This is a genomic window from Luteimonas sp. RIT-PG2_3, from assembly GCF_054902115.1.
The window spans coordinates 378,160-404,468 of sequence record NZ_JBUBPF010000002.1 but is presented as its reverse complement, the minus strand read 5'-3'; the positions used below and the strand labels follow the sequence as shown (position 1 = coordinate 404,468).

Genomic DNA, 26,309 nt, shown 5'->3' with positions numbered 1-26,309 from the left:
GATATTTAGCTAAATATCGACTATGAACACCGTCTTCAAGGCCCTGGCCGACCCGACCCGCCGCACGGTGCTGGCGCTGCTGCGCGAGCGACCGATGACGGCAGGCGAACTGTCGGACCAGTTCCCGGTGTCGCGACCGACGATGTCGGCGCACTTCGCGGTGTTGCGCGAGGCCGACCTGATCGAGGCCAACAAGATCGGCACCTGCATCGTCTATCAACTGAAATTGTCGGTGCTGGAAGACGCGCTGCTGGGATTCACCCGGCTGTTCGGCATCGATGCCAAGGCGCAAGCGCCCGCGCCCTCCACGGACGAGGCGCCATCCCGACAGCCCCGCGACGGAGAAGACCGATGAACGAGCACGCCAGCCCGCGCAACCGCAAGCACATCCTCTTTTCCATCAAGCTCGCCGTGGTCATGGTCGGCTCCGCACTGCTGCTGACCCTGGCGCGCAAGCAGGGCTGGATCGACGCCGACCAGGTCGTGCGTGGCTACAACATCGTCATGGGACTCGCCCTGGCCGCCTACGGCAACGTCATGCCGAAGATGATGCATCCGATGCCGCCGCGCTCGATCCACGAAGCCACGCTGGCGCAGTCCATCGCGCGCGTCAGCAGCTGGAGCATGACGCTGGCGTTCCTGGCATGGGCCGCGTTGTGGGCCTTCGCGCCGATGGATGTCGCCAGGATCGGCGCACTGGCCGCGGTCGGCACCAGTGTCGTCGTCATGCTGGGCTACACCGCGTGGCGATGCCTCGGCAGGCGCGGGACCGGGCCACGCTGACGGCCAGGAGCAAGGCCCCGCCAGCAGGCCCTGACGGCGCCTTCAATGGCCTTGGTTAGACTGCGGCGAACCTCGCGCAAAGGCCCGCCCCATGCTGACCGTCCACCACCTCGATCATTCGCGCTCGCAGCGCGTGCTGTGGCTGCTCGAAGAGCTGGCGCTGCCCTACGAGGTCGTGCACTACCAGCGCGACCCGCAGACCATGCTGGCGCCGCCATCGCTGCGGGCCATCCATCCGCTGGGCAAGTCGCCGGTGGTCACCACCGACGACGGCCTGACGCTGGCGGAATCGGGCGCCATCGTCGAAACGCTGATCGCGCGTTACGGCAACGGCCGGCTGGCGCCTGCCGTCGATTCGGCGGATGCCGTCCGCTATCGCTACTGGCTGCATTTCGCCGAGGGCTCGGCGATGCCGCCGCTGCTGCTGAAGCTGATCTTCGACCGCATCGAGTCGAGCAGGATGCCGTTCTTCGCCAAGCCCATCGCCAAGGCGATCTCGGCCAAGACCAAGGCCGGCTTCATCCTGCCCAACATCACGCGCCAGCTCGACTACATGGAGGCCGAACTGGGCCAGCACGAATGGTTTGCCGGCGACACCTTCACCGGCGCCGACATCCTGATGAGCTTTCCCGTCGAAATCGCCCGCACCCGTGGCGGCCTCGACGCCTCGCGGCCGCGGTTGATGGCCTTCCTCGACCGCATCCAGGCCCGCCCCGCCTACCAGCGCGCGCAGCAGCGTGGAGCGCCTTGACCTTCCACGTCGTGACAGGCGCATGGCGTCACGCGCAAGGCGACGCTGACCCCGGTTCTGCCTACAATGCGCACCCCGTTTTTGTTGGTCGTGCATGGATATCGTTGTCGTCGAAGAACTGAAGGCTTACATCGACCCGCTGACACCGGATGAGTACGAGGCACTGGAACGCAGCCTGCTCGCCGAGGGCTGTCGCGACGCGCTGGTGCTGTGGGGCGATGTCCTCGTCGATGGCCACAACCGTTACGGCCTGTGCCAGAAGCATGGCCTGCCGTTCAACACCGTGCAGAACACGCGCTTCCAGTCGATGGACGACGTCCACCTGTGGATGATCGAGCAGCACCTGGGCCGGCGCAGCGTGTCCGACTACCAGCGCGGCGTGCTCGCCCTGCGCAAGCGCGCGATCCTGGCGGCACGCCAGCAGGCCCAGCGCGATGCGGTAGTCGCGGCGACGGACAGCGCCAACACCACCGCGGCGTCGGATGACAACGCCACCGACGATCGCCCGCCGTGGGACGAAGCGCCTGCACCGGTCAGCCGCGCCGAACTGGCCCGCGAAGCCAAGCTCAGCAACCACCAAGTGGTGATGATCGAACGCATCCACACGCAGGCGACGCCCGAGCTGGTCGAAGCCTTGAAGGCCGGCGAGATCTCGATCAGCGCCGCAGCAGCGGTCGCCAGCCTGCCGGAAGACGAACAGCGCAGTGCCGCCCAGGCCGGCAAGGCCGAGTTGAAGCAGGCCGCCAAGCGCGTCCGCGAAGCGAAGAAGCGCCCCAGGCCGAACGCCGATGGTGACGTCGCGGGCGATGGCGAGGACGCCGCGCCGGATCCGAAGGCGCTGCAGCGTCGCGTCATCGAACTCGAACGCGAGAACACCGCGTTGCGTGCGCAGGTCGAGACCCTGCAGAACCAACTGCAACGGTTGCGCAGCTGACGCGCTGGAGCGGATGCGGACACCAGGCCCCGGAAGCCGGCGTCAGCGTCAGCGTCGACGGTTCATCGCGGAATCCCGTCTGGAAATGACCTGCTGAACCTCCGGCGCCGACGCCGGAGGCTTGGCTATCCGCACTCCGCGCCGGTCATGCTCAGCTGCACCTGTTCGGCGGCGCAGGCCATCGGTCCGATGCGGATGTTGTCGCCCAGCCCGTGGCAACTGCCGCCGATGTAGTTGGCCTGGCTGAAGTGCACGCCGGCACCGGCAGGCGTGCCCGGGCAGCGTGCCTCGAACGTGACGCGGCACCCGGTCTTCGAAGGTGTCGAGGTCTGCAGGTAGAGCACGTCCTTGCCGCCGCCTACGCAGGTCGCCGCGCGGCCGCGGAAACCACTGAGCAACGACTGCTCGGCCTGCCGTAGCCGCTGCGCCTGCGCGGCTTGCTCCTGGCGCTGGCGTTCGGCGTTGGCGGCATCGCGCGCGCGTCGATCCTCGTCGGCCTTGCGTTGGCGCTCAGCCGCCGCCTGCTCGCTCGCGAGCGCCTGTTCGCGTTGTGCCTGCTGGCGCTGGCGCTCCGCCGCGACCTGCTCGCGCAACTGTTGCTGCTGCGCCTGTTGCTGCGATGGTTGTGCCGGCTGCGCCTGTCCGGACGAAGACTTCGTGGATGCCACCGCATTTGCCTGCTGCGCCATCTGCCGCTGCTGTAGAGCCTGCTGTTGTTGGGCTTGCTGTTGTCGGGCTTGCTGTTGTCGGGCCTGCTCGCGGCGCGCCTGCTCGTCGGCCACGCGCTGGCGCTCGCGTGCCAATTCCTGCTCACGCTGCCAGGCGATCGACTCGGCCTGGCGACGCACGTCATCGAGAAACGCTTCCTGCTGCGCGCGCTCGACCTGGGCCTTGGCCATCTCGTCCTGGAACACGCTCAGGCCGTGCAGCAGGGCCTCGCCGAATCCGCCCGATGAGGAGGGCTGCGGCTGCGATGCCTCCCATTCGGCCTGCGCGTCGCGCTCCATCTGCGCCAGGCGCTCTTCCTCTTCGCGCCGCAAAGCCTCCTCCTTCTGGCGCGCTTCGGCTTCCTGCGCTTCCTGCGCACGGCGCACCTTGCCCGCCGCCATGCGCGACTGCAGCCTCGCCTGGTCTTCGGCATTGAGTTGCCTGGGTGTCTGCGGCGGGGCTTGCGGTGCCGCGTCCTGCGCCCAGGCATCGGCAAGCGATGCGGTCGAGGCCATCAGCAGTGCGGCGAGACGGAACGTCGCGAACGTCGACATGGCGGGGTGCCCGGGTCAGAAGCCGGTATCGGCCGTTGGATCGCAACTCATCTGCAGGAACTTCATCGCGTACTCCAGGCGTTCAAGCATGTCCGGATCCTGCGTCCGCATCACCAGGCTGGTCTGCTTGAACTTCGTGTCGGGCACGGTCGCCACGACGGCCTGCGGGGTGCGCGATATTTTTGCCTTGCCCCAGGCGATCGCATGCGGTGGCGCCATCGCGACCGCATAGCTCGGTTCCCAACGGTACTCGCTGGTGTAGTACTCATCGTTGAAGTTGGCTTCTTCCCGGGCCTTGCGCTGCTCGGGCGTGAACGTCAACGCCGGGATCACCGTCGTGCAGGGATCGGGGCTTTCGAGTCGCACGACCTCGGCCTCCTGTGCGCCGGAGAGAACGTTGCCGCCGGATCGATATTCCACCCAACCCCGCAGCATCTTCTTTTCGTAGGTCGTGAAGGCGTACCGAACCGTCACATCGGCGAAGTGCAGGGACGCAGGTGCGATCCGCTCGGATGCCACGCGCAACAGGAACTGCTGCGCCCCTTCGGCTGTCTGCTTCGGCTGTCCGCCTGCCGCCGCCGACATCGCGGCGAGCGCAATCGCAGTTGTCCAGCGCCATGCATGCATGCGCGTGTTCGTCATCTTGCTTCCCCTGTTCCTGTTCGCGGCCCGGTGTCACGCCGGTGGCAGCCTCGGGGCCGATCCCCGGATGCGCAGCGCGGCTGCGGGCAGCGTCCACCGTCGACCTCCTGTCGGAACAGTCCAATACGGGGCTTGACAGGACCGCCGCGCCTGGTTGAGCCACGACAATCGGCGCAATCGCGACTGTCCGCTTCGCGCCCGCTGGCACGTAGTCATCAGGCACGTCGTCACCAGCATCCGCGCCCCCGCGCGACATGGAACCAATCGCATGCCCGAGTTCAACGTCAACCCGCAACGTCAGGACCCTTACAAGGCCCATCGCTTCCGGCTGAAATGGGACGGCCGCTATGTCGCCGGCATCTCGAAGATCAGTGCCTTGCGACGCACCTCCGAAGTGGTCATCCATCGCAGCGGCGGCGACCCGCCCAATACCCGCAAGTCACCCGGCACCACGCAGTTCGCGCCGATCACCATCGAGCGCGGCGTCACCCATGACACCGAGTTCGAGCAGTGGGCCAACCGGGTCTGGCAACACGGCGCCCCCATGGGCGAAGAAACCGCGCTGAAGACCTTCCGCAAGGACATCGTGCTGGAGCTCTTCAATGAAGCCGGCCAACTGGTGCTGGCCTACCGGATCTATCGTTGCTGGCCCTCGGAAATCGAAGTCCTGCCCGAGCTGGATGCCAATGGCCACGGCATCGCCATCCAGCGGCTGGTCTTGCAGAACGAGGGTTGGGAGCGCGACACCAGCATTGCTGAACCTGCGGAACCGTCGTCCACCCAGGGCAGCGGCTGAAACCCTGCAGGCCATCCTGCCGCGCTTGGCTGCGGGATCAGTCCGCGGCCTCGGGCGCGCCCATGTTGCCCTTGCTGTACATCCCCGAGCGGTCGAAGCAGCAGGCGCGGCGCTTGCCGGACGCCAGCATGTCGCAGGCGGTGCCGATCCGCTTGACCCGGGTCTCGGCCTTCTTGCCCGAGGTAACCCAGTGGATCCAGTCGCGGCGCGCCACCGGCGTCAGGCTGCTCCATTGCGTCTCCGCCACGGGATGCGCTGCCAGCGCCTCGCGCAGGTCGGCCGGCACCCTGGGTTCGGGCTCCTTGTCGACCGGCGCGAACGCGAGCGAGACCGTGTCGCCTGCCGCGATCCCGGCCGCCGTGCACAGGTCCGCATCGACCTTGAACCAGTGACTGCCCTCGCCATCGGGCTCCAGCGTGGCCTGGAACGGCTGGCCGTCGAGCGTGCCTTCGACCGTCACCATGCTGCGGGTCGGCAGCTTCGCGCTGGCGGTCGCCGGCAGCACCACGAACCGCCAGTCCGCGCCCTCGGGGCTGGCCGGGCGCAGCAGCCGGGGTCTGCAGCGGATCGGGGTGGCGACCTTGCTCATGGCGGCACGATAGAGAAAACCGGCGCCAGCGTCGACTTTCCGGAAAACTCGACGCCAACACGGGTTTCGGGCCTAGGATGCACGGACTTCCACGGCGACGGGATGCCGAACAATGAAACACGGATGCCCTTGGTGGCTGGCGATGCTGCTCGCGCTGCCGCTCGCGATCGCGCCCCTGTACGCACTGCAGGCGCAGCAGATCGACGCGCGCCAGGCGGCCCTGCAGGTCCAGGCCACCTACCCCGGCGAGATCACGCTGGAGGTCGACGTCAGCGATATCGACCGCCGCATCCAGCGCGTCCATCAACGCATTCCGGTGGGCGCCGGCCCGCTGACGCTGTGGTATCCGCAGTGGATCCCCGGACACCACGCGCCGACCGGCCCGATCAACCAGATCGCCGGCCTGCAGATCCTCGGCAATGGCCAGGCCCTGCCATGGCGGCGCGACCCGGGCGACATGTACGCCTTCCAGCTGCAGGTGCCCGATGGCGTGCAACTGCTGGACGTCACTTTCCAGTACCTGTCGCCAACCGCCTCCGACCAGGGCCGCGTGGCGATGACGCCCAACCTGCTCGCCGTGCAGTGGCATCGCGTCGTGATGTATCCCGCCGGCTACGACGCGCGCGGCATCCGGGTGCGGCCGTCGCTGCGCGTGCCTGCGGGCTGGCGCACCGGTAGCGCGCTGCAGGGGCAACGCGAGGGCGACGTCGAGCAGTACGCGCCGGTGTCGCTGATGACGCTGATCGATGCGCCTGTCTACGCCGGCCGTTACTTCACCCGCTTCGCGCTGGACGACCGCTCCGCGCAACCGGTGTGGCTGGACGTCGTTGCCGAGGACCCGCAGGCGCTGCAGGCCGATCCCGCCGTGCTGGCCGCGCATCGCGCGCTGGTGGGCGAAGGCGATGCGCTGTTCGGGGCGCGCCCGTATCGCGACTACACCTTCCTGCTCGCGGTCTCCGACGTGTTCAGCGGCATCGGCCTGGAACATGCGCAGTCCAGCGAGAACGGCATGCACGCCGGCTATCTGCAGGGCGAGCGGCCGATCGTCGACAACGACCTGCTGGCGCACGAATACACCCACGCCTGGATCGGCAAGGCCTGGCGGCCGCGCACGACCTGGGTGCCGCACTACAACGGCCCGATGCACAACGACGCACTGTGGATGTACGAGGGCCAGACCCAGTACTGGGCCGTCGTGCTCGCCGCGCGCGCCGGGCTGTGGACCCACGAACAGGCCATGGCGATGCTGGCCCAGTTGCAGGCCACCTACAGCCAGCAGGCCGGGCGCCGCTGGCGCGACCTGCAGGACACCGTCCACCAGGGCATCATCGATTTCAACGACAAGCCGCAGGCCTGGGCCGACTGGCAGCGCGGCTTCGACTTCTACAGCGAGGGCACCTTGCTGTGGCTGGCCGTCGATGCCCGCCTGCGCACGCTGTCGAACGGCAAGTACGCACTCGACGACTTCGCCCGCCGTTTCCACCAGGGCGGCGCGCGCGACGACATCCGGCTGTACGACCGCGCCGACGTCATGCAGGCGCTTGAAGCCCTGCAGCCCGGCGACTGGGACCGCTTCATCGGCGAGCGCCTGCAGGCCCGCGACGGTACCGCCCCGGACGGCCTCGCCGCGGCCGGCTGGGAACTGGTCTACCGCGAACAAGTCAACCTCGTCATTGCCGACGGCGAAGCCGATGGCGCGACCGACCTGCAGTATTCGCTGGGCCTCAAGCTCGATGGCGACGGCGTCGTGCAATGGGTCGGCTGGGAGAGCCCCGCCTTCCACGCAGGCCTGGCCAAGGACCTCACCGTGCTGGCCGTCGATGGCGCCACCTACAGCGGCAGCGCCCTGAAGCAGGCCGTCACGCGCGCCCGGCAGGACAAGGCGCCCATCGAACTCCTCGTGCGCCAGGCCGACAGCGTCCGCAGCGTGCGCATCGACTACCACGGCGGCCTGCGCTATCCGCACCTGCAACGCCTGCGCGGCACGCCCGACCTGCTGGGCAAGATCCTCGCGCCGCGCCGCTAGGCGAATGCGCATCACGCAAGCCGGGTTTCGACCCGGCACCCTGACCACCACGCCTCCCCTCATTCCACCGCAGCTAGACTCCCGAGACCCGCCACCTCTCCGGAGCCCACCATGTCACCTGACGAAGCCGCCATCGGCGCCGTGCTCGACGCCATGTACGCGATGATTTCCGGCCCCGCGGGGCCGCGGGACTGGCGTCGGCAACCTGAGATATTCCACCCCGATTGCCGGCAGATCCGCACCGGTGTCGATCCAGGCGGCGCGCCGTGGATGGCGATGTTCACGCCCGAGCAGTACCGCGCCAATGCCGACGCCATGCTCGCGAATGTGGATTTCCACGAAGTCGAGACCGCACGCGAGCTGCGCATCTTCGGAAACATCGCCCACGCCTGGAGCACCTACGAAGCCCGCCACGCCCCCGATGACGCCGAGCCCGAGCGCCGCGGCATCAACAGCATCCAGCTCTACCGCGATGTCGACACCGATGGCGATGGCCAGGCCCGCTGGCGGATCCTCCACATGATCTGGGACAACGAGCGGCCCGGACTGCGGATCCCGGCGGCGGGGTAAAATGCCCCCACGCATTCCGCCACCCGGCCGTCCAGCGGCCCATGTCGACCCTGCCCCCGGCGGTCACGACACCGGTTTTCACCAAAGGATCCCACCATGCCCTTCACCACCACCCCCTCCGGCCTGCAGTTCGAAGACACCGTCGTCGGCGACGGCGCCGATGCCCAGCGCGGCCGCAACGTGACCGTGCACTACACCGGCTGGCTCTACGAGAACGGCGAGCAGGGTGCCAAGTTCGATTCCAGCAAGGACCGCGACGAGCCCTTCATCTTCCCGCTCGGCGCCGGCATGGTCATCAAGGGCTGGGACGAAGGCGTGCAGGGCATGAAGATCGGCGGCAAGCGCACGCTGATCATCCCGTCCGACCTCGGCTACGGCGCGCGCGGCGCCGGCGGCGTGATCCCGCCGAACGCCACGCTGAAGTTCGAGGTCGAGCTGCTGGGCGTCTGAGCCGACACGGCAGGGAAGAATAAAGCGGCCCAAGTGGCCGCTTTTTTGTGGCGCCGTCCGGGAGACGCGGCGGGCGATCGGATGCGCTTTCGTCACCAAGCCACGCACACCTGCAGTCGTCGCTGCAGTGGCGACCGGGTTGCGGACACATGCCTCCCTGCGCGTGCCCGCTCCCCGGTCAGAACACATGACCCTCTGGGGCGGCTCGCGTAACATCGCCCAAAGCGTCTTATCCAATCCCGTGAGCAGCAAGGCGATGGCCCGCAGGCAGGGGGGACACCCGCATCAGAACGCGGCCTTGAAGCGCAGGTAGTAGTAGCCGCCGCTGAAACCGAACGGACTCAGCGCAGAATAGCGGTACGGCCCCTGCGGATTGTTGATCGCGGTCTGTTCGTCGGGGTAGACGTCGAAGGCATTATTGACACCGACCGTCACCGTGAACGGCTCGCCGATCTTTGCGCTGACACTGAGATCGGTCAGCCACTTGGCGCTGAACACCTGGTCGTAGGCCGGATTGGCGCTGCCCGAGAACACCTCGCCATAGCGCACGGTCCGCGCGAAGAACGACCAGTCGTCGATGTCGTAGCGCGCCGACACATTGAAAGTCCGTCGCGGCTGGCCACGCGAGTAGCTGATCAGGTTGTTGCGGTTGTAGAGCGGCAGGTCGGTAATCGCGGCCAGCTCCGGCGGCGACTCGGCCACGCGCAGGATCTTGCGGTTGTTGAAGTTGATCGCGCTGGTCAGGGTCAGCGTGCTACCATGTTCGAACGCGGTCACATGGTTCGCGGTCAGGTCCAGGCCACGCACCTGCGCATCGATGGCATTGGTCGGAAAGCTGGCGCCACTGATGTTGGGGTAGCCATTCGCGATGAAGAACGCGCGGGCGCGCGCATCGTTGAAGAAGCTCGAGGACACCAGCTGGTCCTTGACCTCGATCTGGTACAGGTCCAGCGACAGATTCAGCCGGTTGTCGAAGAACTGGAACGTGCTGCCGATGCTGTAGCCCACGGATTCTTCCGGCGTCAGGTCCTTGGCGCCCATCAGCCGTGCGACCGGGTCGGACGGCGAGAAACGTCGCGACACATACGACACGCCATCGATGAAGGCCGACGCCGTGGTCAGGTAATGGATGTCGGCCAGCGACGGCGCGCGGAAACCGGTGCTGGCACTGCCGCGCAGCGCGACGTGGTCGTTGAACGCATAGCGGAAGGCCAGCTTGCCGTCGAAGGTATTGCCAAAGTCGCTGTAGCGTTCGAAGCGCGCCGCGGCCGACAGCGTCAGCCGCTCGCGAAACGTGCTTTCCACGTCCGCATACAGCGCGACGTTGTTGCGGTCGACGTCGACCTCGTCGCCCGGCTGCAGGGCACCGAAGCCCTGCGAGCCGGCATTGGTCAGCCCACCCGCACTGGGGCCATCGAGCACCGGCACGCCGCCGTGGATATAGCCTTCGCGCCAGCCGGCACGGGTGTCGAACTGGTCCCAGCGATATTCCGCGCCCACGGCGAGATACAGCGGCGCATCCCAGCCGGTGTCGAACGAACGGCGCAGGTCGAGGTTGGTCACCGCCTGCTGCAACGCGTAACGGCCCGTGTAGAACTCGGTCGGACTGGCGGTACCCATCGACGGATTGAGGGTATTGCGCGGATACGGCCGCGTGCTGTTGGAGCCCCAGCCCTGGCTCAGGTCGTAGTCCCAATCACCCCAGGCGCCCTTGATGCCGACATTGAGCGAGGCATCGTCGACGATGCCGACCATGACCGGCTGGAAGCCGTCGGGATAGATCGCGCGTACGTTGTTGCGGTCGAGAGCCGCGCGGAACACGAACGGCGTCTCCACTTCGCGGCGCATGTAGCCGCCGAACGCATAGCCCACCGCATCGCCGATTGGCAGCTCGGCATTGAGGAACAAGCCTTTCTCGTCGCGGCGTGGTTCACCGAGGCGCCAGGTGTTCCAGCGGTCGATGGTCGCTTCGCGCGGATCGAGCGTATCGCCCGATTGCAGCACCGGCGTGGCGTCGCTGACGCTGGTGGTCGGGAAGATGATCGGCTGGCCATTGCGGGTGCCGAAATACATCTGCCGCTTGTCGTAGCCCTGGCGGTTGGTGTCCTCGCTCTTGCGGAAATACAGCGACGCATGCAGGAAGCCGCCATCGCCGATCGCGAAGCCGTGGTCGATCGAGGTCTCGACCGTCTCGCCATCACCTTCATAGGTCTGGCCGATCGTGGTCTCGACCTGGGTGCCCAGGTCGCGGCGCAGCATCACGTTGATGACGCCTGCGATCGCATCCGAGCCGTACTGCGCCGCCGCACCATCGCGCAGCACTTCGATATGGCCGATCGCGGTCGGCGGAAAGGCATTGAAATCGGCGGCGGAAAATCCGCCATTGGTGCCCAGGTGGCGACGCTTGCCGTTAACCAGCACCAGGGTCTGCGCCGCACCCAGTCCACGCAGCGATGCGCGCCGCATGAACGAGCTGGCATTGGACAGGTTGTTGGGCGGGAACTGGAACGACGGCACCAGCGCAGCCAGCATCGACGGCGTATCGCTGTAACCGCCGCTGCGCATGTCGTCATGGCTGAGCACATCGACCGGGACCGGCGATTCCAGCACCGTGCGATTGCCGAAGCGCGTGCCGGTAACGATCACCGAATCCAGGCTGCGGGCATCGCCCTGCGGATTCGACACCGGCGGCACGCAGCTCACGTTGCCGCCTTCGCGGCGTCCTTCGCACAGGGTGATGACGCCATTGTCGCGGCTGGCCACCAGCAGGCCGGTGTCTTCCAGCAGGCGGTCCAGCGCGGCCTGGCTGCTCATCACGCCAACAATCGCCCGCGTGCGCTTGCCTTCCACCGCATCATACGGAAACAGGATGCGCCAGCTCGATTGCTGCGAGAACGCATTCAAGGCCTCGCCCGCAGGCTGCGCGGGAATGTCGAAGCTGCGCTGGCTAGCGCTGTTCGGCGCCGGTGCCTGCGCGTGCACGGCGCCTACAGACATGGTGGCGAGGACGCAGGCCAGGGTGCAGGCAAGCGTGGTTGGACGACAGCCGCGCCTGGCGCGTGCCGGTGGATGTCTATGCATGTTCGCTCCGCAACCCGGAATGGGCCTTCCTTGACTCGGAACGGATCAACGCCGCAAACCCACCATGTGAATTTTTCCTGTATTTCGCGAATGCGCAGGCCAGCCAACCCGTTGTCGCCGTCAGCGCCTCGATGCGCCCGATCGGACACGCAGCATCCGCCACGCAGGATGACGCAGCGCAACAGACCTCGGCCAACCTCAATTGACCTGCTTGGGTACCAGGTACAAGGTGCCATCGGCACCCTTCACCGAGGTCACGCCAAACCCCGGCCCCAACGCGCCGATGAACTTGTCCGACTCGTCGGTGGCAAACGTGCCACCCACGCGGATCGACGCTAGGCGCGGATCGCCCAGCACCATCGGCGCACTGCGATAGCGGTTGAACTCGGTCACCGCCTGCTCCAGCGTTTCGCCACGCAGTTCGATCAGGTCCCGCTGCCAGGCAGTGCGTTGCTGCACCGCTTCCACCGTCAGTGCCACCGGCGCGATCGCGCCAGGGCCCGCCACCGCGCCCGCGCCGGCCTGGACCATGCGCGGCGCCTCGACGCGATTGCGCGCGTCTGCTGCAGGCCGCAAGGTTTCGTCGACCGCGACCGTGCCCTCGGTGACCGTCACTTCGACCACATCACGCTCGCGCAGGCGCACGTTGAAGACCGTGCCGACCGCACGCACCGTGGCATTGCCGGCATGCACCACGAACGGCCGCCCGGGATCGTGGGCGACATGGAACAGGGCTTCGCCCGATCGCAGATAGACATCACGGCCCTCCCTGGAATACGCGACATGCAGCTCGCTGGCGGTATTGAGTTCGACGCGACTGCCATCCCGGAGTGCGACGTCACTGCGTTGCCCGATGACGGTGCGATAGGCCTCCGGCTGCAGCGCCCACCAGGCGGCCGCACCTGCCAGCAACACCACGCTCGCCGCCGCGGCCCATGACAGGCGTCGTACGCGCGCACGCTTGTGCTGGCCACTGCGGGCGACGGCCTGCGGCGCCGCCCGCAGGCGCTGCGCGCGCTCCCAGGTCGCCTCCATCCGCGCGTAGGCGACAGCATGGTGGGGGCTCGCATCGAGCCAGGCCTCGAACGCACGCTGCATCTCCGGCGCCAGCGGACCCTGCTGGCACCGTGACAGCCATTCCGCTGCCTGTGCGTTCACCGGGCTTTCCGCATGCCGCGCCATGTGCGCTCCCTGTGCACCGCGCCCACGTGATCGTGCTCGGCCATGGCCTCGGTCAACAGCATCATGGCGCGTGCAAAGTGTTTTTCCACGGTCGACACCGTCAGCGACAGGCGCACGGCGACTTCATCGATATTCAGGCCGTCCAGGCGTCGCAACAGGAACACTTCGCGCGGTCGCGGAGGCAGGCGGTCGACCGCCCGCTGCAGGCGCTGCAGTTCATCGCGTGCGATCGCCACCGACTCGACCGAGGCACCCTCGTCAGCGAGGTTCAGGACGTCCAGGTCGGCAAACGTATCGAAGGCCACCACCTTGTGGCGGCGCGCCGCATCCAGGACCAGATTGCGCGCGATGCTGAACAGGTAACTGCGCCCCTGCTCGACGCGCGTCCAGTCTGCCACCTGATACGCGCGCGCCATCGCCTCGGCCACCAGGTCGTCGATATCGCCCGATGCAGCACCCTCGCGACGCAATTGCCGCCGCAATGCCGCCTCATGGGGCAGGATCACGGTCTTGAACCAAGCGAGACGGGCGAGATGGTCGCTCATGTCTGCACACAGGCGGCGAGGGACCGGAGCATGCGTCATGTGGCTGCCTCCGCGCAAATCAGCGCCCAGCCGACCTGCGCCGGCGACGAGGCCCATGGGCATGGGAACAGCGCGGCACCTGCGAGAAGCCGACGCCGACCATGGGGCATCGCGGGTGGAGGGAACCCCGGTTAATCGTCGACGCGTTACGATGCCGCACCCCATCGCTCGCACGCACGCTGTAGATCCCGCATGAAGGCCCCCACCCCCGTCGCAGCGCCGGCGGCATGAGCAAGGCGTCGAGCCGAGCCGATGCCAGGGCCGAACCCCGGATCGAACGCTGGCAGCCGTGGATCGCCGCGCTGGTCAGCGCGCTGCTGCACCTGCTGTTCGTGCTCATCGCGCTGTTGTCGCCGCCGATCACCGTGACCACGCCGCAGGGCACCGCCGCCGGCAGCCCGATGGTCGTGGACTTTGTCGGCATCACGCCGCCGCAACCGACGCAGGCGCCACCGGCCACCGCCAAGCCCGCGCCCCGCCCCGCCGAGAAACCGCCCGCCGCCTCGCGCGTTCGCACCACGACGGTCGCGCGTGCCGACGCGCCGATCCCGCCCGACGCCAGCACCACCGCGGACAACCGGACCACGCCGACGCCACCCGAGGTGCCGGCCGCCGCTGCGCCGGCACCCGCCCAGGCCGCGACGCCGAGCGCGCCGCCGATGCAGCAGCGCCGCGCGCATACCTGGGGCCAGCCGCCGGGCATGCTGCCGGAGAACCACGCCGCTGAGAACGTCGGACTGGCCCGCAGCGCCTCCACCGAGCGCGGCCGCAGGAACGACTCGGCCTCCGGCCAGCCCAACCTCGAAGTCGGCGGTTACCAGGTCTATTACGACCTGCGCAGTGAAACCCGGCTGCGCGCCTGGCGCGACCGCGGCATGACCGAGATCTTCATCCCGCTGCCGGGCACGCGCCGCCTGATGGTCTGCCCGCTGGAGATCGCACTGCGACGCGACTCCGGCGACTGCCGCCTGCTCGACCCCGATTCGCCCGAACTCCAGGCCATCGGCGACGCCCGCGAGGTCATCAACATGCAGCAGGTCTATCGCCGCGGCGAGCTGGTCTGGCGCGGGCCGGGGCCGTATCGATGAGCCGTTGCGACGCAAACGCACGACGCTGGACCTGCGACGATCCAGCCAACACTCCCTGCCAACGCATCCCGACCGGAACACCACGCGCATGCGAACCTTCGTACTGAGAGCGCGGGCGGCGCCGACCGACAGCCAGAAACTGCTGGCCGCCATCGGCAAGGACGCCCACCCGGAAATCCTCGCGCACACGCTGATGAACGCGATCTTCGTCGCGCAGGCGCATCGCCCCGACGTCACCGTTTACCTGGTGCTGGAAAGCACCCAGGACTTTTCGCGCACGATCCGCTTCGTCGCCAACGACATGCACGACATCGGCGGCTTCGACGAGCGCGCATTGCTGGGCAAGGTCGCGCAGGCGCTCGACGCCTCGCGGGGCATGGGCAAGGAAGAGACGCGTCCGGTCGAATCCGGCGTCACCGTGTCCACCACCAGCTTCGAACGCCTGGTGCAGACACTGGCCGAGGACCACCAGCTGTTCGTCATGGACCGCAAGGGCACGTCGATCCGCGAGCAGGCATTCGCAGGCAACCCCTGCTTCCTGCTGACCGACCATATCCCGATGCCGAAGAAGACCTACGGCAGCCTCGAGCGCCTGGGCGCGCAGAAGATCGCACTGGGGTCGAAGATGCTGTTCGCGTCGCAGTGCGTGGTGCTGATCCATCACGAGCTGGATCAGCGCTGACGCAGCCGCGCCAGGACCGCGGGTCGCACGTCAGCGAGCGGTCACGCCGCGTATGTCAGCCCGCATGTGTCAGCCCGCGCGCACCCGCAAGGTCAGGCCCTTCAGGAAATTGCGCAGCAACTGGTCGCCACAGGGACGGAAGTTGCGATGCCCCGCCAGGCGGAACAGCGCCGACAGCTCCGGCTTGGTCACCGGGAAGCCGGCCTCGCCGAAGATCTGGTGCATGTCGGCATCGGTCAGCTCGAAGGCGACCCGCAGCTTCTTCAACACCACGTTGTTGCTGATGCGCAGCTCGATCGGCCGCGCCGCCTGACGCGGATCGCGACCGCGACGGAACACGATCAGCCCATCGAGAAAGCGCGCCAGCAGCGCATCGCTGCAGGCCACGAAGCCAGGCTCGTCCTCCTTGAGCAGCAGCGGCCGGATCTCGTCCTTGCCGACCACGAACGCCGGATCCGCCAACCCGACGATCTCGACCACCTTCGGGTCGCTCAGGTCGAGCATGTAACGGATGCTGCGCAGGATGTCGTTGTTGATCATGGACCCGGGATCGGCAAGGAGAGCCGTGCAGTCTACGCGGGCACCCTGTCGCCGCGCTCGACGGATCGAGCCGCCGACAGGCAGGAGGGGCTCCGCGAGAGGCCCGACCGGCAAGCGCCACCCTGGGCGGCACGGCCTTCACATGGGACCCGGACACCGGCGCGACCGGCCCGATGAACCCCAAATGCGAACCTGAACCCGGTTTTGGCCCCACTTGCCCCGAATTGAGGTATTGTGGCGGCACTGTTCAAAGCGGGATCACGGTACATCGTGGCTCCGATGCGGTAGGTCCCAGGTTTCAGGTCGATATTCGACTTTCCAGACGATCCGCTCCATCGCTTCGCGTTACCCCTTGCTCGATACAGTCCCGGCACCGCGAAATCGCGGGCCGTGCATCCTCAACTGATCCAAGGAGTAACACCATGTCTGATCGTCAAACCGGTACCGTCAAGTGGTTCAACGACGCCAAGGGCTTCGGCTTCATCACCCCGCAGAGCGGCGCCGACCTGTTCGTGCATTTCCGCTCGATCCAGGGCAGCGGCTTCAAGTCCTTGCAGGAAGGCCAGCAGGTCTCCTTCAAGGTCGCGCAGGGCCAGAAGGGCCTGCAGGCTGAAGAAGTCCAGGCTGAGTAAGCCTTGATGCGGCGCTAGCGCCGCATCCGCAAGACCCCAGACCCCGGGCGGCAACGCCCGGGGTCTTTGCGTTTGGGGATGGATGGTCGCCGAGTTCAAACAAAAGCCAAAGAGAGAGCGCTGCTCGTATCGATCGGCCTGGGCGCCGCATCGGTGGGCACCAAGGGGGCGCTCTTCGAAGACAAAGCGACGCTATCCTTCTCTTTGAAGGCTTTCTCTTTGAAAGGCCGGCAGAACGCCAACACCCTTCAGGGCTGGCGTGATTGACCAGAGCAGGTCGAATTCTGCGCTACGGCCCACATTGCCAGCGTCCGTCGAAGACGCGGCTTGCACCATCGGCACGCTGATAGGTCAGCGTTGCCGGACGCGGTGGCGACTCGCCGCCGCCAACGGCCGGGCCCGTCAGGGCAATCAGGATCGTCTTGCCCTGCCCGGTGAACGTGGCGCCGTTGCTGATGCCGTTGAAGCCACCGGGTGCGCGGATCGGCTCCACGTAGCCCGACACCTTGACGACGCCCTGCGCGGCTTCACTGGACGAGACGACGCCTGTGGCATGCAGCAGCGGCGAGCCATCGCCGGTGGAGAAGCTGCAGGCGAGTTCGCCGGACAGCTTGGCGTCGCTGACATCGCTGCCGGTCAATGCATCCAGCTGGATCTGGGAGCCATCGCCGCCGACGGTTTCGCCGGCGGCCGGTGTCACGGTTGTGGCCCCAGGTGCGGGGGCCTCTGCAGGCGTCACAGCGCCCTGCATCGGGGCAGGTGTGTCCGCAGTGGCCTGCTGGGCGGCCTCCTGCGATGGCGCGGGCGCGGGGGAGCAGGCGGCGAGCAATGCGCCCGAGATCAGCGCCATCGCAATGGCGCCCTGCAGGCGCGGAGGCGTGTATTCGCGTGATGCGTTGACGGACATGCGGGGTCCTCGCAAGTGACGGGCGACATCACCGCGATGCCACCCTCGTGGCGCCATGGTGGCCATGAGGGTCTGTGCGCAACGTGAAGGCTGCGACGATCGATGCAGCAGCGCGTCAGCTTTGCGGCGGATACCCTGACCGGGCTCCGCATTGCGTCATGCCGATTGAATCATCGTCCAAATTGCGTCATCGGCATGGCGTCGTCGGCATTGCATCGTCTGATAGCGCCGATGCCATCGCCACCTCTGCATCGATCCTGATCGCAGCGACGCGATCTCCCTCGCAGAGAGATCGCGCCCAGGTGCTCAGCGCAGCGAGGCGGTGACGCCTTTGAGGGTGTCGCGCAACGCGGTCACGCGACGCGAGGTCTGCGAATCCTTGGCATCGGACGGCAGTCCGACCGCCAGCGCGTCGAGATCAGCGGCCAGTTGCGGATCCTTGGCCTTGGCGTCGACGCTGCCTGCGGCCTTGTCCAGCGCGGCCCCCAGCCGGGTCGCCGTTTCGGCGGGGATCGCGTTGGCGCGCTGCAGCTGGTCCACGTAGGCGCGCGCGACCGAGGGATGCTTCGGCCAGGTTACCGGGAACTGCTGCTGCGGGTTGAACGTGCGGCCCTGGTCGGCGAGTCCGGCCGCGGCGATCTCGGCCGCCGACAGGTACGCGCTGGGTTCGAGCGCAAGCACGTCGAGGCCGCGCACGATCTCGGTACCGTAGATCCGTCCGCCGTACCAGTAGACCGACCAGTAGCCGCCGACGATCAGGTGCTTGCCATCCACCGCGCCGCGATCGAAGTAGGCGATCTCGACCGGGTTCGCGGAGTCGGTGAAGTCGATCACCGACAGCCCGCCCTGGTACCAGGCCTGCACGAAGATGTCGCGGCCGGGCACCGGAATGATCGAGCCGTTGTGGGCGACGCAGTTCTCCTGATCGGTCTGCGCGGCCGGCAGCTTGTAGTAGCTGCGGAACTCCAGCTTGCCGTCGACGATGTCGTAGAACGCATTGGCGCCCCAGCTGCGCGGATCCTGCACACGGCAACGCGGGCGCGTGCCGCCGCCCCATTCGTCAGTGAACAGCACCTTGGTGCCGTCGTTGTTGAACGTGGCCGAGTGCCAGTACGCGAAGCCGGGATCGCCAACCGCATCGATGCGCTTGGGCGCGAGCGGATTGGAGATGTCGAAGATCAGGCCGTTGCCCGAGCAGGCGCCCGCCGCCAGGTTGCGCGACGGGAACGCGGTGATGTCGTGGCAATGGTCGGTGCGGCTGGTCTTCTGCGTGCCTTCGCCATGATCGCCGCCCTGCCACAGGCCGGCGATGCGGCCGGTCTCGGGATCGGCGAATACGGTCGGGCTGTCGATGATGCGCGCGTGCGACGGATTGGCGACCGGGATCTCGATGACATCGACCCGGAACAGCGCCGTGCGATCGTCGCCCGCCACCGGACCGACACATCCCTTCAGCTCGCGCTCGTCGCGGATCACCGCGATGCCGGAGTTGTAGAGGATGATGCGGCGATCGTCGGCCTTGACGATCGAATGCGTGTGCGAGCCACGGCAGGTCTGTACCTGGCCCACCTGCAGCGGCTGCAGCGGGTTGCTGATGTCGAAGATGCGTACGCCACGGAAACGGTCGGGACTGACATCCTGGCTGATGCCCTCGCGGCCGCAGTCCACGCGCGCCGTGGTCTGCTCGACCGACATGATCAGCAGGTCGCCGACGATGGAGACGTCGCCCTGGCCGCCGGGACAGACCACCGAGCTGATCAGCTTCGGCGCGTCGCCCTGGCCCAGACGATAGAGGTTGAAGCCGTGGTAGTTGCCGACCGCCATCAGGTCGCCGGAGAACGCCATATCGGTATTGGCGAAGCTCAGGAACGCCGAGCGCTTGCCGGACTTGTCGTCGCCCTCGTCATCCTCATCGCCCGCCTTGCGCGCGGCCGCCTTGCTGGCGTCTTTTGCGTCCTTGGCCTCCTTGGCGTCGGCATCCTCCGGGATCGGCGGCGGCAGGCCCGCCGGATTGTCCGGGTTATAGAAGCCCGCCGGCTTGGGCAGGCTGGCGAGCAGGGACAGATGGCTGATCGCCTGCTTGGCGTCGCGGAAGCCGGCCGCAAGGCTGGACCGCGGATCGTCCGACAGCTCGCGCGACAGCGCGGCCATGCGGCGGATCTCGCCGTTCTGCTCGTTGGTCACGTCGTTGACGAACTCGAACAGCACCGGGTCGTATGCCGAGCCCGGCTTGGCCAGCAACTGCTCGACCATCTTCACCGCCCCCTCGTGGTGGGCGATCATCAACTGCAGGAACAGCCGGTCGAAGGCCGGGCCGCTGGCGGCAGCGAGTTCGGCCATCTGCGCCGGCGTCGCCATCCCGGCCATGCCGCCCTGCGCCGCATCCTTGCCGTGCGCGGCATGCGCGGCGTGCGCCGCATGCGGATCGGCTGCCGCCGGAGCCGCGGGATTGGGCGCCGCCTGGCCGCGCTCGCGCAGCCAGTTGCGCATGAAGGCGATTTCGTCGGCCTGCGAGGCATCGATGCGCCCCGCGACGTCGATCAGCGGTTTGCGGTTGGTGCGCTCACGGACCAGCGCCGCCATCTGCACCGCCTGGTAGTGGTGCCCGATCATGTCCTGCATGAAGCGCACGTCGTCGGGCGAGTAGCGATCGTTGGCGATTCGCGCCGCTTCCACGGCGGTCAGCGTCTTCGACGTCTGCCCGGGCGCACCGGGCTGCACGATCGGCGCGTCCTGCGCCATCACACCCCCGGACATCATGGCCAGTCCAGCAAGCGAGGCACCGAAGCACCAGCGAATCAACGGCATGACGTCTTTAGCCACAACGATCTCCTCTCTGTCCTGATGATGCATACCTTGCGGATACGTGTGCAGGCGATCCGTGCAAGGCCCTGAAGCCGGTCAACGCAACATACTCGAATGCGCAGCGACGCGCGCCCGGTCGTGCAAGCCCCATGAGCCGGCCCACCGCGCCCACCCCTGCCCGCAGGCCATTCTCGACCTTAGGCGACCCGTGGCCGGCCCGGCATCGTAGGAAACACGTAATTGCAGCGGGCGGAATACGTATCGGCCTGTCCCAGGCCGTCGCCAATGAGCGGTGTTTGATGGCGGAGTGACAAGCGCACGCCGCACGCCATCGCACTCGCTTCCCTCAACGCCATCACCCTCCACTCAACGCAGCCGCAACGTCTCCAGCGCCGCGCCGACCGTGTCCTCGGCGAATCCGCAATGGCCTTCGCCGGCAGGCGGCAGCAGTCGCACCTGCGCGCCACGACCTGCGGCTTCGGCCAGTGCGAGATAGCCGCGGCTGAAACGCGCCGGTACGGTCGGGTCGGCGGGGTTGGGCTGCAACGCCACCGGCACGGGAGCCGCGCCGGTCAGCGCGCCGGTGTCGCGGACATAGGCAAGTGCAGCAGGAGCGGCGACATAACGGCGGATACGGACGCCGAGTGCCGCCTCGTCGCCGTCGATACCATCGGGGCCTGTCGTGCTGGCGACCGGGAAGCCGCCGGCCCGTTGCGCCAGTTCCTGCAGCACCAGGTAATACAGCCACAGCGACCCCGGCAAGGCATCGCGCGGAATGTCGAAGTGCTGCGCCAACGCGGTCGCACGCGTGGCGTTGCCGTCCATGGCGGCCGCGATCGCATCGCCGTCGGCGGCGTGCGGCAGCGACGCGTCGGCCAGGCCCGCCGGCGCCTGCGGCAACACGCCGGGGAACAGCGCATCGAAGGCGGCCAGGGGACCGAGCGCGCCGCGCGACATCATGGCTTCGCTCGACAGCGACACGCCGCACATCGACACCACGCCGCTCCATGCCTGCGGATGGCGTTCGGCACTCGCCAGCGCGACCAGCCCGCCCATCGACCAGCCGACCAGCCATGCGCGCCGGGGCGGGCCGTGTGTCGCGACCACATACGCGCGCAGGCGCTCGATGTCGGTGATCGCCTCGGGGATCGCCCAGCCCTTGGCCGAGTAACCGGTCGCCGCGATCGCGAAGCCCTGCGCCAGCAGCGGCGCCATCCCCTCCGGGAACGGCAGCGGGACCTGGCGCGGCGAACCGGCCGGTTCGTAGCCATGCGCGTTGACCACCAGCTCGCCATTCCAGTTGACGGGGATGTCGATGCGATACGCGGCGCCCTCGATCTCGCCGGTCTCAACGATGGCCTGTGCAGGCGGGACGGGGGCCGGTACGGCGGGGGCCGCAACCGGAGCCGACGCCGACGCCGGCGCCGGGCGGGCGTCGCGAACGGCGCCGGGCGTACAGCCGGCGAGCCATGCGGCGACGGCGATCGCCAGCAGCGTTGCGGTCCGTCGAGTCATTACGGGCTCCTGGGCGGTCGTGGCCGGGTGGGTGGGCGGACGATAGCGCAGATGGGCTGGCGGGCGCGGCGGCGGGGCGCGCGGCCGGCAGCGCGACGGGGCGCGCGACGGACGAGGGGCGCCGAAAAAAGTCGACGCCGCCCCCGGTGCATGTCTTCGGAGTGCAGCCATCGGAAGCGTATAGTCGCGCAGAGGTGGGCATGGTGCCCGGCCACGAATCACGGAGAGATGTCATGGGTCTTGTTCAGGCAGTGTCGGGCGCGGTTACCGGAGCCCTTGCCGATCAATGGAAGGACTTCTACACCGTTCCGGCGGGGCTGCCGTCGACGGCCGCGCTGTTCGCTGCCGTGCCGCAGGGCACCAATGCCGGGCGCGGTTCGAACACCAAGGGCTCGTCCAACATCATCAGCAACGGCTCCAAGATCGTGGTGCCGGAAGGCTACGGCCTGCTGCTGTTCCAGGACGGCAAGATCACCGGCTTCGTCGCCGAACCGGGCGGCTACGAGTGGCGCTCGGACGACGTCAACTCGCAATCGATCTTCGCCGGCGACGGCCTGGTCAGCCCGCTGATCAAGCAGAGCTGGGAGCGCTTCAAGTTCGGCGGGCAGCCGGGCTCGCAACAGGCCGCTTTCTTCGTCTCGCTGAAAGAGCTTCCGGACAACCGCTTCGGCACGCAGTCGGAGATCTACTGGGACGACGGCTTCCTCAACACGCAGGTCGGCGCGGTCACGCGCGGCTCGTACACCATCAAGATCGTCGACCCGATCCTGTTCGTGAAGAACTTCGTGCCGGCCAGCTACCTGCAGCCGGGCCAGGTCTTCGACTTCACCGACATGGACAACGCCGCCGCCGGCCAGCTGTTCAATGAGGTCGTGGGTTCGCTCGCGCCCGCCTTCAGCCTGTACAGCAACGATCCGGCCAAGGGCAATCGCATCAGCAAGCTGCAGCAGGATTCGCTGGGCTTCGCCAAGAGCCTGTCGGATGCCGTGGAAAGCGGCTACCAGTGGAAGTCCGATCGCGGCCTGGCCATCGTCAAGACCGCCATCGTCTCGATCGAGTACGACGCCAACACGCGGGAACTGCTGAAGACCGTGCAGCGCGCCGACGCACTGATGGGCGCACGCGGCAATTCCAACCTGCAGGCCAGCGTGGGTGCGGGCATCCAGTCCGCGGGCGAGAACGGCGGTGCCGCAGGCCTGATGGGCGTGGGCATGGCCTCGGGCATGCTCGGCGTCGGCGGCATCCAGCAGCCGGTGGCGCCGGCCGCACCGGCGGCGGACGACCCGGTCGCCAAGCTGAAGAAGGCCAAGGAGATGCTCGACCTCGGCCTGATCACGCAGGACGACTACGACGCGCTCAAGGCCAAGGCACTGGGCCTGTAAGTCACGAGCCGCGTCTTTCCCATGTCGAACACGAACAGCCCGCCGCCACTGCCCCCCTCGCCCCTGTCCGAGCGCCCTGGCCCGGGATCGCCGCAGGACGTGCCGCCACGGCCGGGCAGCCTGCCGATCGATCCGTCGGGCTTGCCCGACGCGATCCGCGATGAGTTGCTGGCGCCCGATCCGGTCGCCATCGATACCTCGGCCGCCGAGCTGAAGGACGGCCTCAACCGCTGTCCGAAATGCGGCGCGACCGACATCCGCCACAAGCCCGGCAGCGACCTGCTGGTCTGCCTGTACTGCCGCAACGAATGGGAGGGCGCGCGGGTCGAGGAGGCCTTCGGGTTCGGCGAAGGCATCGGCCAGCTCAGGGGCACGGTCATCGCCTCGGGCGCGCGCGACATCGCCGCCGACACCGCGAGTCTGATGACGTTCAAGTGCAACGGCTGCGGCGCCGAGGTCACCGTCAACACCGAAAGCACGATGACGGCGCGCTGCCATTGGTGCCGCCATGTCTTCGGCGTCAACGAGCAGGTGGCCAACGGCGCGGTGCCCGATGCGGTGCTGCCGTTCCACATCAAGAAGGACGATGCGGTCGCACGCATCCGCCAGTTCGTCGACAAGCGGCGGTTGTTCGCGCTGAAGGCCTTCAAGGAAGAGTTCACGCCCGAGAACGTCGTCGGCGTCTACCTGCCCTACATGATCGTCGATGGCACCGCGAGCGCCTCGGTCGCGGGCCAGGGCGAGATCAAGACGCGCGAGTACACACGCGGCAAGGACAACGACAAGAAGACCTATTACGACGCCGACGTCTACCAGATCGACCGGCACGTGGACTTCACCGTGGACGACCTGCCGCTGGAATCCTCCACCGAGCGCGGCAATCTCGACACCAGCACCAATACCAACAACATCATCAACGCGATCCTGCCGTTCGACACCAAGAACGCGGTGAAATGGAACGCGTCCTATCTGGCCGGCTTCACGTCGGAGAAGCGCAACCGCGACGTCGAACACCTGCGGCCGCGGCTGGAGGACCAGTTGCTGTCGATCGCGCGGGCCAAGGTCGAAGACTCCGTGCAGCGCTACGATCGCGGCGTGCGCTGGGAGCAGGAACGCCTCGACGTGCACGGCACGCGCTGGGTCGCCATGTACCTGCCGGTCTGGCTGTACTCGTACCACCAGCCCGGCAGCAACGGCGGCATGCTGCACTACATCGCGGTCAACGGCCGCACCGGAGAAACCATGGGCAGTGTCCCGGTCCAGCAATGGAAGCTGCTGCTTGCAGCATTGACGGTCGGCAGCGTGCTGGAAGGTATCGCGATCTCGATCCTGGTCGGTGCGTCATGAGTGAAGACAGCGGACTCTGGCTGCTCGCGGTCGGCCCGGCCGGCGCCGCTGCGCTGTACTGGGCCCTGTACCGGTACTACCGCAACACCGACAAGTCGCACGCCTTCGAACACGAAACGGTCGTCGATGCACAGCCCGTGACCGGCTCGGACCGGAAAGTCGGCGAGAACAACGGCACCCAGGCGACCAGCATCCGCGGCAACAACGTGCAGGCGTACCGCAAGCGCGTCGAGCGCGTCGCCCGCGACGACGCCTAGGCCGCGGTTCAAGACCAGCGATCGACACCTGGGGCACCGCACCCGTCGCGCCTTCGACCGGCGCGGGGCGGCCCTCAACGCCGGCAAGCCCTGCCGCTGTTGCCAACGCGTCCCTCCCTACGATATTCCGGACCTGCGCCATGCGCGATCAATTGACCATCGCCGTCAGTGAGCTCTACCAGGGCATCCGCCACGAGCACTGGCAAGGCAAGACCTATCGCCAGTTCTGGACCTGGTTCAACGACCGCTGCATCCAGATCGTCGGCGCTGCGGATGCGGACGAACTCGATGTCCTCGGCGCTGGACTGCTGGACGTCCGCGAGGCCGTCGACGCCGCCGGCTACCGGGTCTCGTCCGAGCAACTGGACCAGACCATCGAATAAGTGGCCGACCGCTGGTCGGCTTCCCCGGGCATGACCGCCCCGGCGCGCCGGACGGCGACCAGGTCGGGCAAAATATGGGACAGTCCGGGTTCCCTGCTCTCCGAGGAAGCCCGCCATGCGCACCCTGCTCGCCGCCTTCGCCCTGTCCCTCCTGCTCGTCGTCGCCCCTGCACGCGCCGAGACCGCCGCAGCCCCGTTGTCCTATGCCGGCAAGACCGTTCTTGTCACCGGCTCGACGGATGGCCTCGGCCGCGAGCTGGCGCTGGCCCTCGCGGCAGACGGCGCGCACGTCATCGTCCATGGCCGCAATGCGATGCGCGGCAAGGCCGTCGTCGACGAGATCACCGCATCAGGCAAGGGCTCGGCCCGCTTCATCGGCGCCGACTTCTCCTCGTTGCAGGCCGTCCGCGACTTCGCCGACAGCATCGCCAAGGCCGCGCCCAGACTCGACCTGCTGGTCAACAACGCCGGCATCGCCTTCAACAATGCGCCGCAGCGCAGCGCCAACGCCGACGGCTACGAACTGCAGTTCGTCGTGAACTACCTGGCCGGCTGGATCCTGTCGAACCGGCTGCTGCCCAACCTCGAAGCCGCCGCACCGTCGCGCATCATCAACGTCGCCTCCGGCAGCGCGTCCGCGATCGACTTCGACGACGTCATGCTCGAACAGCCCGACGCCCACCACCGCGGCTACGGCCAGAGCAAACTGGCGCAGGTCATGATGACCGCCGAGCTGGCCCCGACGTTTGCCCGGCACGGCGTCACCATGATCTCCCTGCACCCGGCCACGCTGATGGACACCACGATGGTCAAGGGCCTCGGCATCCCCTCCCGCACCACGGTGGCCGAAGGCCGCGACCACGTCATGGGCCTGATCCGCGCGCCCTCGCTGCAAGCCGGCGCGTACTACCGCGACGGCAAGTCCATACCACTGACCGACCCGCAGGCCGACGATGCCGCCGCGCGTGCAAGGCTGGCGACGCTGAGTGCGGAGCTGACCGGGGCGCCTGCGGCCAAGTAGGGAGGGCATGTTGCGTGCAGGAATGATGGAGCATCGGCCACGACAAGCCTATATTCGAGCAGGGCATCGTCTGGCATGCAGTCTGCCAATACGCGGCCTG

28 protein-coding genes are annotated in these 26,309 nt (G+C 67.6%); 18 read left to right on the top strand and 10 right to left on the bottom strand.

Annotated elements, in window-relative coordinates; genetic code table 11:
• Window positions 1–22: 22 nt before the first annotated feature.
• The 4 genes from ACYX7E_RS04590 (at window position 23) to ACYX7E_RS04575 (ending at window position 2,468) form a co-directional block, all read left to right on the top strand.
• The gene (locus tag ACYX7E_RS04590; protein ID WP_462079382.1) at window positions 23–355 is read left to right on the top strand and encodes an autorepressor SdpR family transcription factor; all 333 of its coding nucleotides are present in this window, start codon (window positions 23–25) and stop codon (window positions 353–355) included.
• Window positions 352–783 (top strand): hypothetical protein, encoded by a 432-nt coding sequence (locus ACYX7E_RS04585; protein ID WP_462079381.1) that lies wholly within the window; start codon window positions 352–354, stop codon window positions 781–783. Before ACYX7E_RS04590 ends, ACYX7E_RS04585 begins: the two co-directional genes overlap by 4 nt.
• Window positions 784–874: 91 nt before the next feature.
• On the top strand, window positions 875–1,534 hold the full coding sequence (locus ACYX7E_RS04580; RefSeq protein WP_462079380.1) for a glutathione S-transferase: 660 nt from the start codon (window positions 875–877) through the stop codon (window positions 1,532–1,534).
• 94 nt (window positions 1,535–1,628) lie between these two features.
• Window positions 1,629–2,468, top strand: a complete 840-nt coding sequence (locus ACYX7E_RS04575; RefSeq protein ID WP_462079379.1) for a plasmid replication/partition related protein — start codon at window positions 1,629–1,631, stop codon at window positions 2,466–2,468.
• 125 nt (window positions 2,469–2,593) lie between these two features.
• Here the strand turns inward: ACYX7E_RS04575 and ACYX7E_RS04570 are convergent, their stop codons facing one another.
• Together ACYX7E_RS04570 and ACYX7E_RS04565 are read right to left on the bottom strand one after the other, a co-directional pair.
• Window positions 2,594–3,730, bottom strand: a complete 1,137-nt coding sequence (locus ACYX7E_RS04570; RefSeq protein WP_462079378.1) for a hypothetical protein — start codon at window positions 3,728–3,730, stop codon at window positions 2,594–2,596.
• Window positions 3,731–3,745: 15 nt separating this feature from the next.
• Window positions 3,746–4,372 carry a hypothetical protein gene (locus ACYX7E_RS04565; RefSeq protein WP_462079377.1) on the bottom strand — a complete coding sequence of 209 codons (627 nt, stop codon included), beginning with the start codon at window positions 4,370–4,372 and terminating at the stop codon, window positions 3,746–3,748.
• A gap of 268 nt (window positions 4,373–4,640) precedes the next feature.
• On the opposite strand from ACYX7E_RS04565, the gene ACYX7E_RS04560 reads away from it, so the two are divergent.
• Window positions 4,641–5,168: a phage tail protein gene (locus tag ACYX7E_RS04560; protein WP_462079376.1), complete on the top strand. Its 528-nt coding sequence runs from the start codon at window positions 4,641–4,643 to the stop codon at window positions 5,166–5,168.
• Between the two features lie 37 nt (window positions 5,169–5,205).
• On the opposite strand, the gene ACYX7E_RS04555 is transcribed toward ACYX7E_RS04560, so the two are convergent.
• A complete protein-coding gene (locus tag ACYX7E_RS04555; RefSeq protein ID WP_462079375.1) occupies window positions 5,206–5,757 on the bottom strand; it encodes a YdeI/OmpD-associated family protein in 552 nt (183 codons plus the stop codon).
• A 112-nt stretch (window positions 5,758–5,869) separates the two neighbouring features.
• Between ACYX7E_RS04555 and ACYX7E_RS04550 the strand changes: the two genes are divergently transcribed.
• From ACYX7E_RS04550 to ACYX7E_RS04540, 3 genes are all read left to right on the top strand, one after another.
• Entirely contained in the window at window positions 5,870–7,783 is a 1,914-nt protein-coding gene (locus tag ACYX7E_RS04550) for a M61 family metallopeptidase (protein ID WP_462079374.1), read from the top strand.
• A gap of 111 nt (window positions 7,784–7,894) precedes the next feature.
• Entirely contained in the window at window positions 7,895–8,353 is a 459-nt protein-coding gene (locus ACYX7E_RS04545; RefSeq protein WP_462079373.1) for a hypothetical protein, read from the top strand.
• A gap of 96 nt (window positions 8,354–8,449) precedes the next feature.
• Complete coding sequence (locus ACYX7E_RS04540) at window positions 8,450–8,803, top strand: FKBP-type peptidyl-prolyl cis-trans isomerase (RefSeq protein WP_462079372.1); 354 nt, start codon at window positions 8,450–8,452, stop codon at window positions 8,801–8,803.
• 285 nt (window positions 8,804–9,088) lie between these two features.
• Here the strand turns inward: ACYX7E_RS04540 and ACYX7E_RS04535 are convergent, their stop codons facing one another.
• The gene (locus ACYX7E_RS04535; RefSeq protein ID WP_462079371.1) at window positions 9,089–11,800 is read right to left on the bottom strand and encodes a TonB-dependent receptor domain-containing protein; all 2,712 of its coding nucleotides are present in this window, start codon (window positions 11,798–11,800) and stop codon (window positions 9,089–9,091) included.
• Window positions 11,801–11,838: 38 nt separating this feature from the next.
• On the opposite strand from ACYX7E_RS04535, the gene ACYX7E_RS04530 reads away from it, so the two are divergent.
• Window positions 11,839–12,090 carry a hypothetical protein gene (locus ACYX7E_RS04530; protein ID WP_462079370.1) on the top strand — a complete coding sequence of 84 codons (252 nt, stop codon included), beginning with the start codon at window positions 11,839–11,841 and terminating at the stop codon, window positions 12,088–12,090.
• Here the strand turns inward: ACYX7E_RS04530 and ACYX7E_RS04525 are convergent.
• Window positions 12,083–13,042 (bottom strand): FecR family protein, encoded by a 960-nt coding sequence (locus ACYX7E_RS04525; RefSeq protein WP_462079369.1) that lies wholly within the window; start codon window positions 13,040–13,042, stop codon window positions 12,083–12,085. The two genes, ACYX7E_RS04530 and ACYX7E_RS04525, sit on opposite strands and share 8 nt — an antisense overlap.
• Window positions 13,039–13,707 carry an RNA polymerase sigma factor gene (locus ACYX7E_RS04520; RefSeq protein WP_462079368.1) on the bottom strand — a complete coding sequence of 223 codons (669 nt, stop codon included), beginning with the start codon at window positions 13,705–13,707 and terminating at the stop codon, window positions 13,039–13,041. The genes ACYX7E_RS04525 and ACYX7E_RS04520 overlap by 4 nt, the downstream gene beginning before the upstream one ends.
• A 170-nt stretch (window positions 13,708–13,877) precedes the next feature.
• On the opposite strand from ACYX7E_RS04520, the gene ACYX7E_RS04515 reads away from it, so the two are divergent.
• Both ACYX7E_RS04515 and trmY read left to right on the top strand, forming a co-directional pair.
• Window positions 13,878–14,738: a type II toxin-antitoxin system RelE/ParE family toxin gene (locus ACYX7E_RS04515; protein ID WP_462079367.1), complete on the top strand. Its 861-nt coding sequence runs from the start codon at window positions 13,878–13,880 to the stop codon at window positions 14,736–14,738.
• 88 nt (window positions 14,739–14,826) lie between these two features.
• Window positions 14,827–15,420, top strand: coding sequence for a tRNA (pseudouridine(54)-N(1))-methyltransferase TrmY (gene trmY / locus ACYX7E_RS04510; RefSeq protein ID WP_462079366.1), 594 nt, complete (start codon window positions 14,827–14,829; stop codon window positions 15,418–15,420).
• A gap of 69 nt (window positions 15,421–15,489) precedes the next feature.
• Here trmY and ACYX7E_RS04505 read toward each other — a convergent pair whose 3' ends face one another.
• Window positions 15,490–15,960, bottom strand: coding sequence for a YehS family protein (locus ACYX7E_RS04505; protein WP_462079365.1), 471 nt, complete (start codon window positions 15,958–15,960; stop codon window positions 15,490–15,492).
• A 422-nt stretch (window positions 15,961–16,382) separates the two neighbouring features.
• Here ACYX7E_RS04505 and ACYX7E_RS04500 point away from each other — a divergent pair, with 422 nt between their 5' ends.
• Window positions 16,383–16,592 carry a cold-shock protein gene (locus tag ACYX7E_RS04500; protein ID WP_462079364.1) on the top strand — a complete coding sequence of 70 codons (210 nt, stop codon included), beginning with the start codon at window positions 16,383–16,385 and terminating at the stop codon, window positions 16,590–16,592.
• Between the two features lie 78 nt (window positions 16,593–16,670).
• Window positions 16,671–16,859 (top strand): hypothetical protein, encoded by a 189-nt coding sequence (locus tag ACYX7E_RS04495; protein ID WP_462079363.1) that lies wholly within the window; start codon window positions 16,671–16,673, stop codon window positions 16,857–16,859.
• 22 nt (window positions 16,860–16,881) lie between these two features.
• Here the strand turns inward: ACYX7E_RS04495 and ACYX7E_RS04490 are convergent, their stop codons facing one another.
• From ACYX7E_RS04490 to ACYX7E_RS04480, 3 genes are all read right to left on the bottom strand, one after another.
• Window positions 16,882–17,499 carry a hypothetical protein gene (locus ACYX7E_RS04490; protein WP_462079362.1) on the bottom strand — a complete coding sequence of 206 codons (618 nt, stop codon included), beginning with the start codon at window positions 17,497–17,499 and terminating at the stop codon, window positions 16,882–16,884.
• A gap of 306 nt (window positions 17,500–17,805) precedes the next feature.
• The gene (locus ACYX7E_RS04485) at window positions 17,806–20,256 is read right to left on the bottom strand and encodes a DUF305 domain-containing protein (RefSeq protein ID WP_462079361.1); all 2,451 of its coding nucleotides are present in this window, start codon (window positions 20,254–20,256) and stop codon (window positions 17,806–17,808) included.
• A gap of 414 nt (window positions 20,257–20,670) precedes the next feature.
• Window positions 20,671–21,819: an alpha/beta hydrolase family protein gene (locus tag ACYX7E_RS04480; protein WP_462079360.1), complete on the bottom strand. Its 1,149-nt coding sequence runs from the start codon at window positions 21,817–21,819 to the stop codon at window positions 20,671–20,673.
• 233 nt (window positions 21,820–22,052) lie between these two features.
• On the opposite strand from ACYX7E_RS04480, the gene ACYX7E_RS04475 reads away from it, so the two are divergent.
• The 5 genes from ACYX7E_RS04475 to ACYX7E_RS04455 all read left to right on the top strand — a co-directional run bounded on the left by ACYX7E_RS04475 (window position 22,053) and on the right by ACYX7E_RS04455 (window position 26,209).
• Window positions 22,053–23,201 (top strand): SPFH domain-containing protein, encoded by a 1,149-nt coding sequence (locus ACYX7E_RS04475; protein WP_462079359.1) that lies wholly within the window; start codon window positions 22,053–22,055, stop codon window positions 23,199–23,201.
• Window positions 23,202–23,222: 21 nt separating this feature from the next.
• Window positions 23,223–24,548: a TFIIB-type zinc ribbon-containing protein gene (locus ACYX7E_RS04470; RefSeq protein WP_462079358.1), complete on the top strand. Its 1,326-nt coding sequence runs from the start codon at window positions 23,223–23,225 to the stop codon at window positions 24,546–24,548.
• Window positions 24,545–24,805, top strand: coding sequence for a hypothetical protein (locus ACYX7E_RS04465; protein WP_462079357.1), 261 nt, complete (start codon window positions 24,545–24,547; stop codon window positions 24,803–24,805). Before ACYX7E_RS04470 ends, ACYX7E_RS04465 begins: the two co-directional genes overlap by 4 nt.
• Window positions 24,806–24,945: 140 nt before the next feature.
• Window positions 24,946–25,188: a hypothetical protein gene (locus tag ACYX7E_RS04460; protein WP_462079356.1), complete on the top strand. Its 243-nt coding sequence runs from the start codon at window positions 24,946–24,948 to the stop codon at window positions 25,186–25,188.
• A gap of 115 nt (window positions 25,189–25,303) precedes the next feature.
• On the top strand, window positions 25,304–26,209 hold the full coding sequence (locus ACYX7E_RS04455) for an SDR family NAD(P)-dependent oxidoreductase (RefSeq protein WP_462079355.1): 906 nt from the start codon (window positions 25,304–25,306) through the stop codon (window positions 26,207–26,209).
• Window positions 26,210–26,309: the final 100 nt, after the last annotated feature.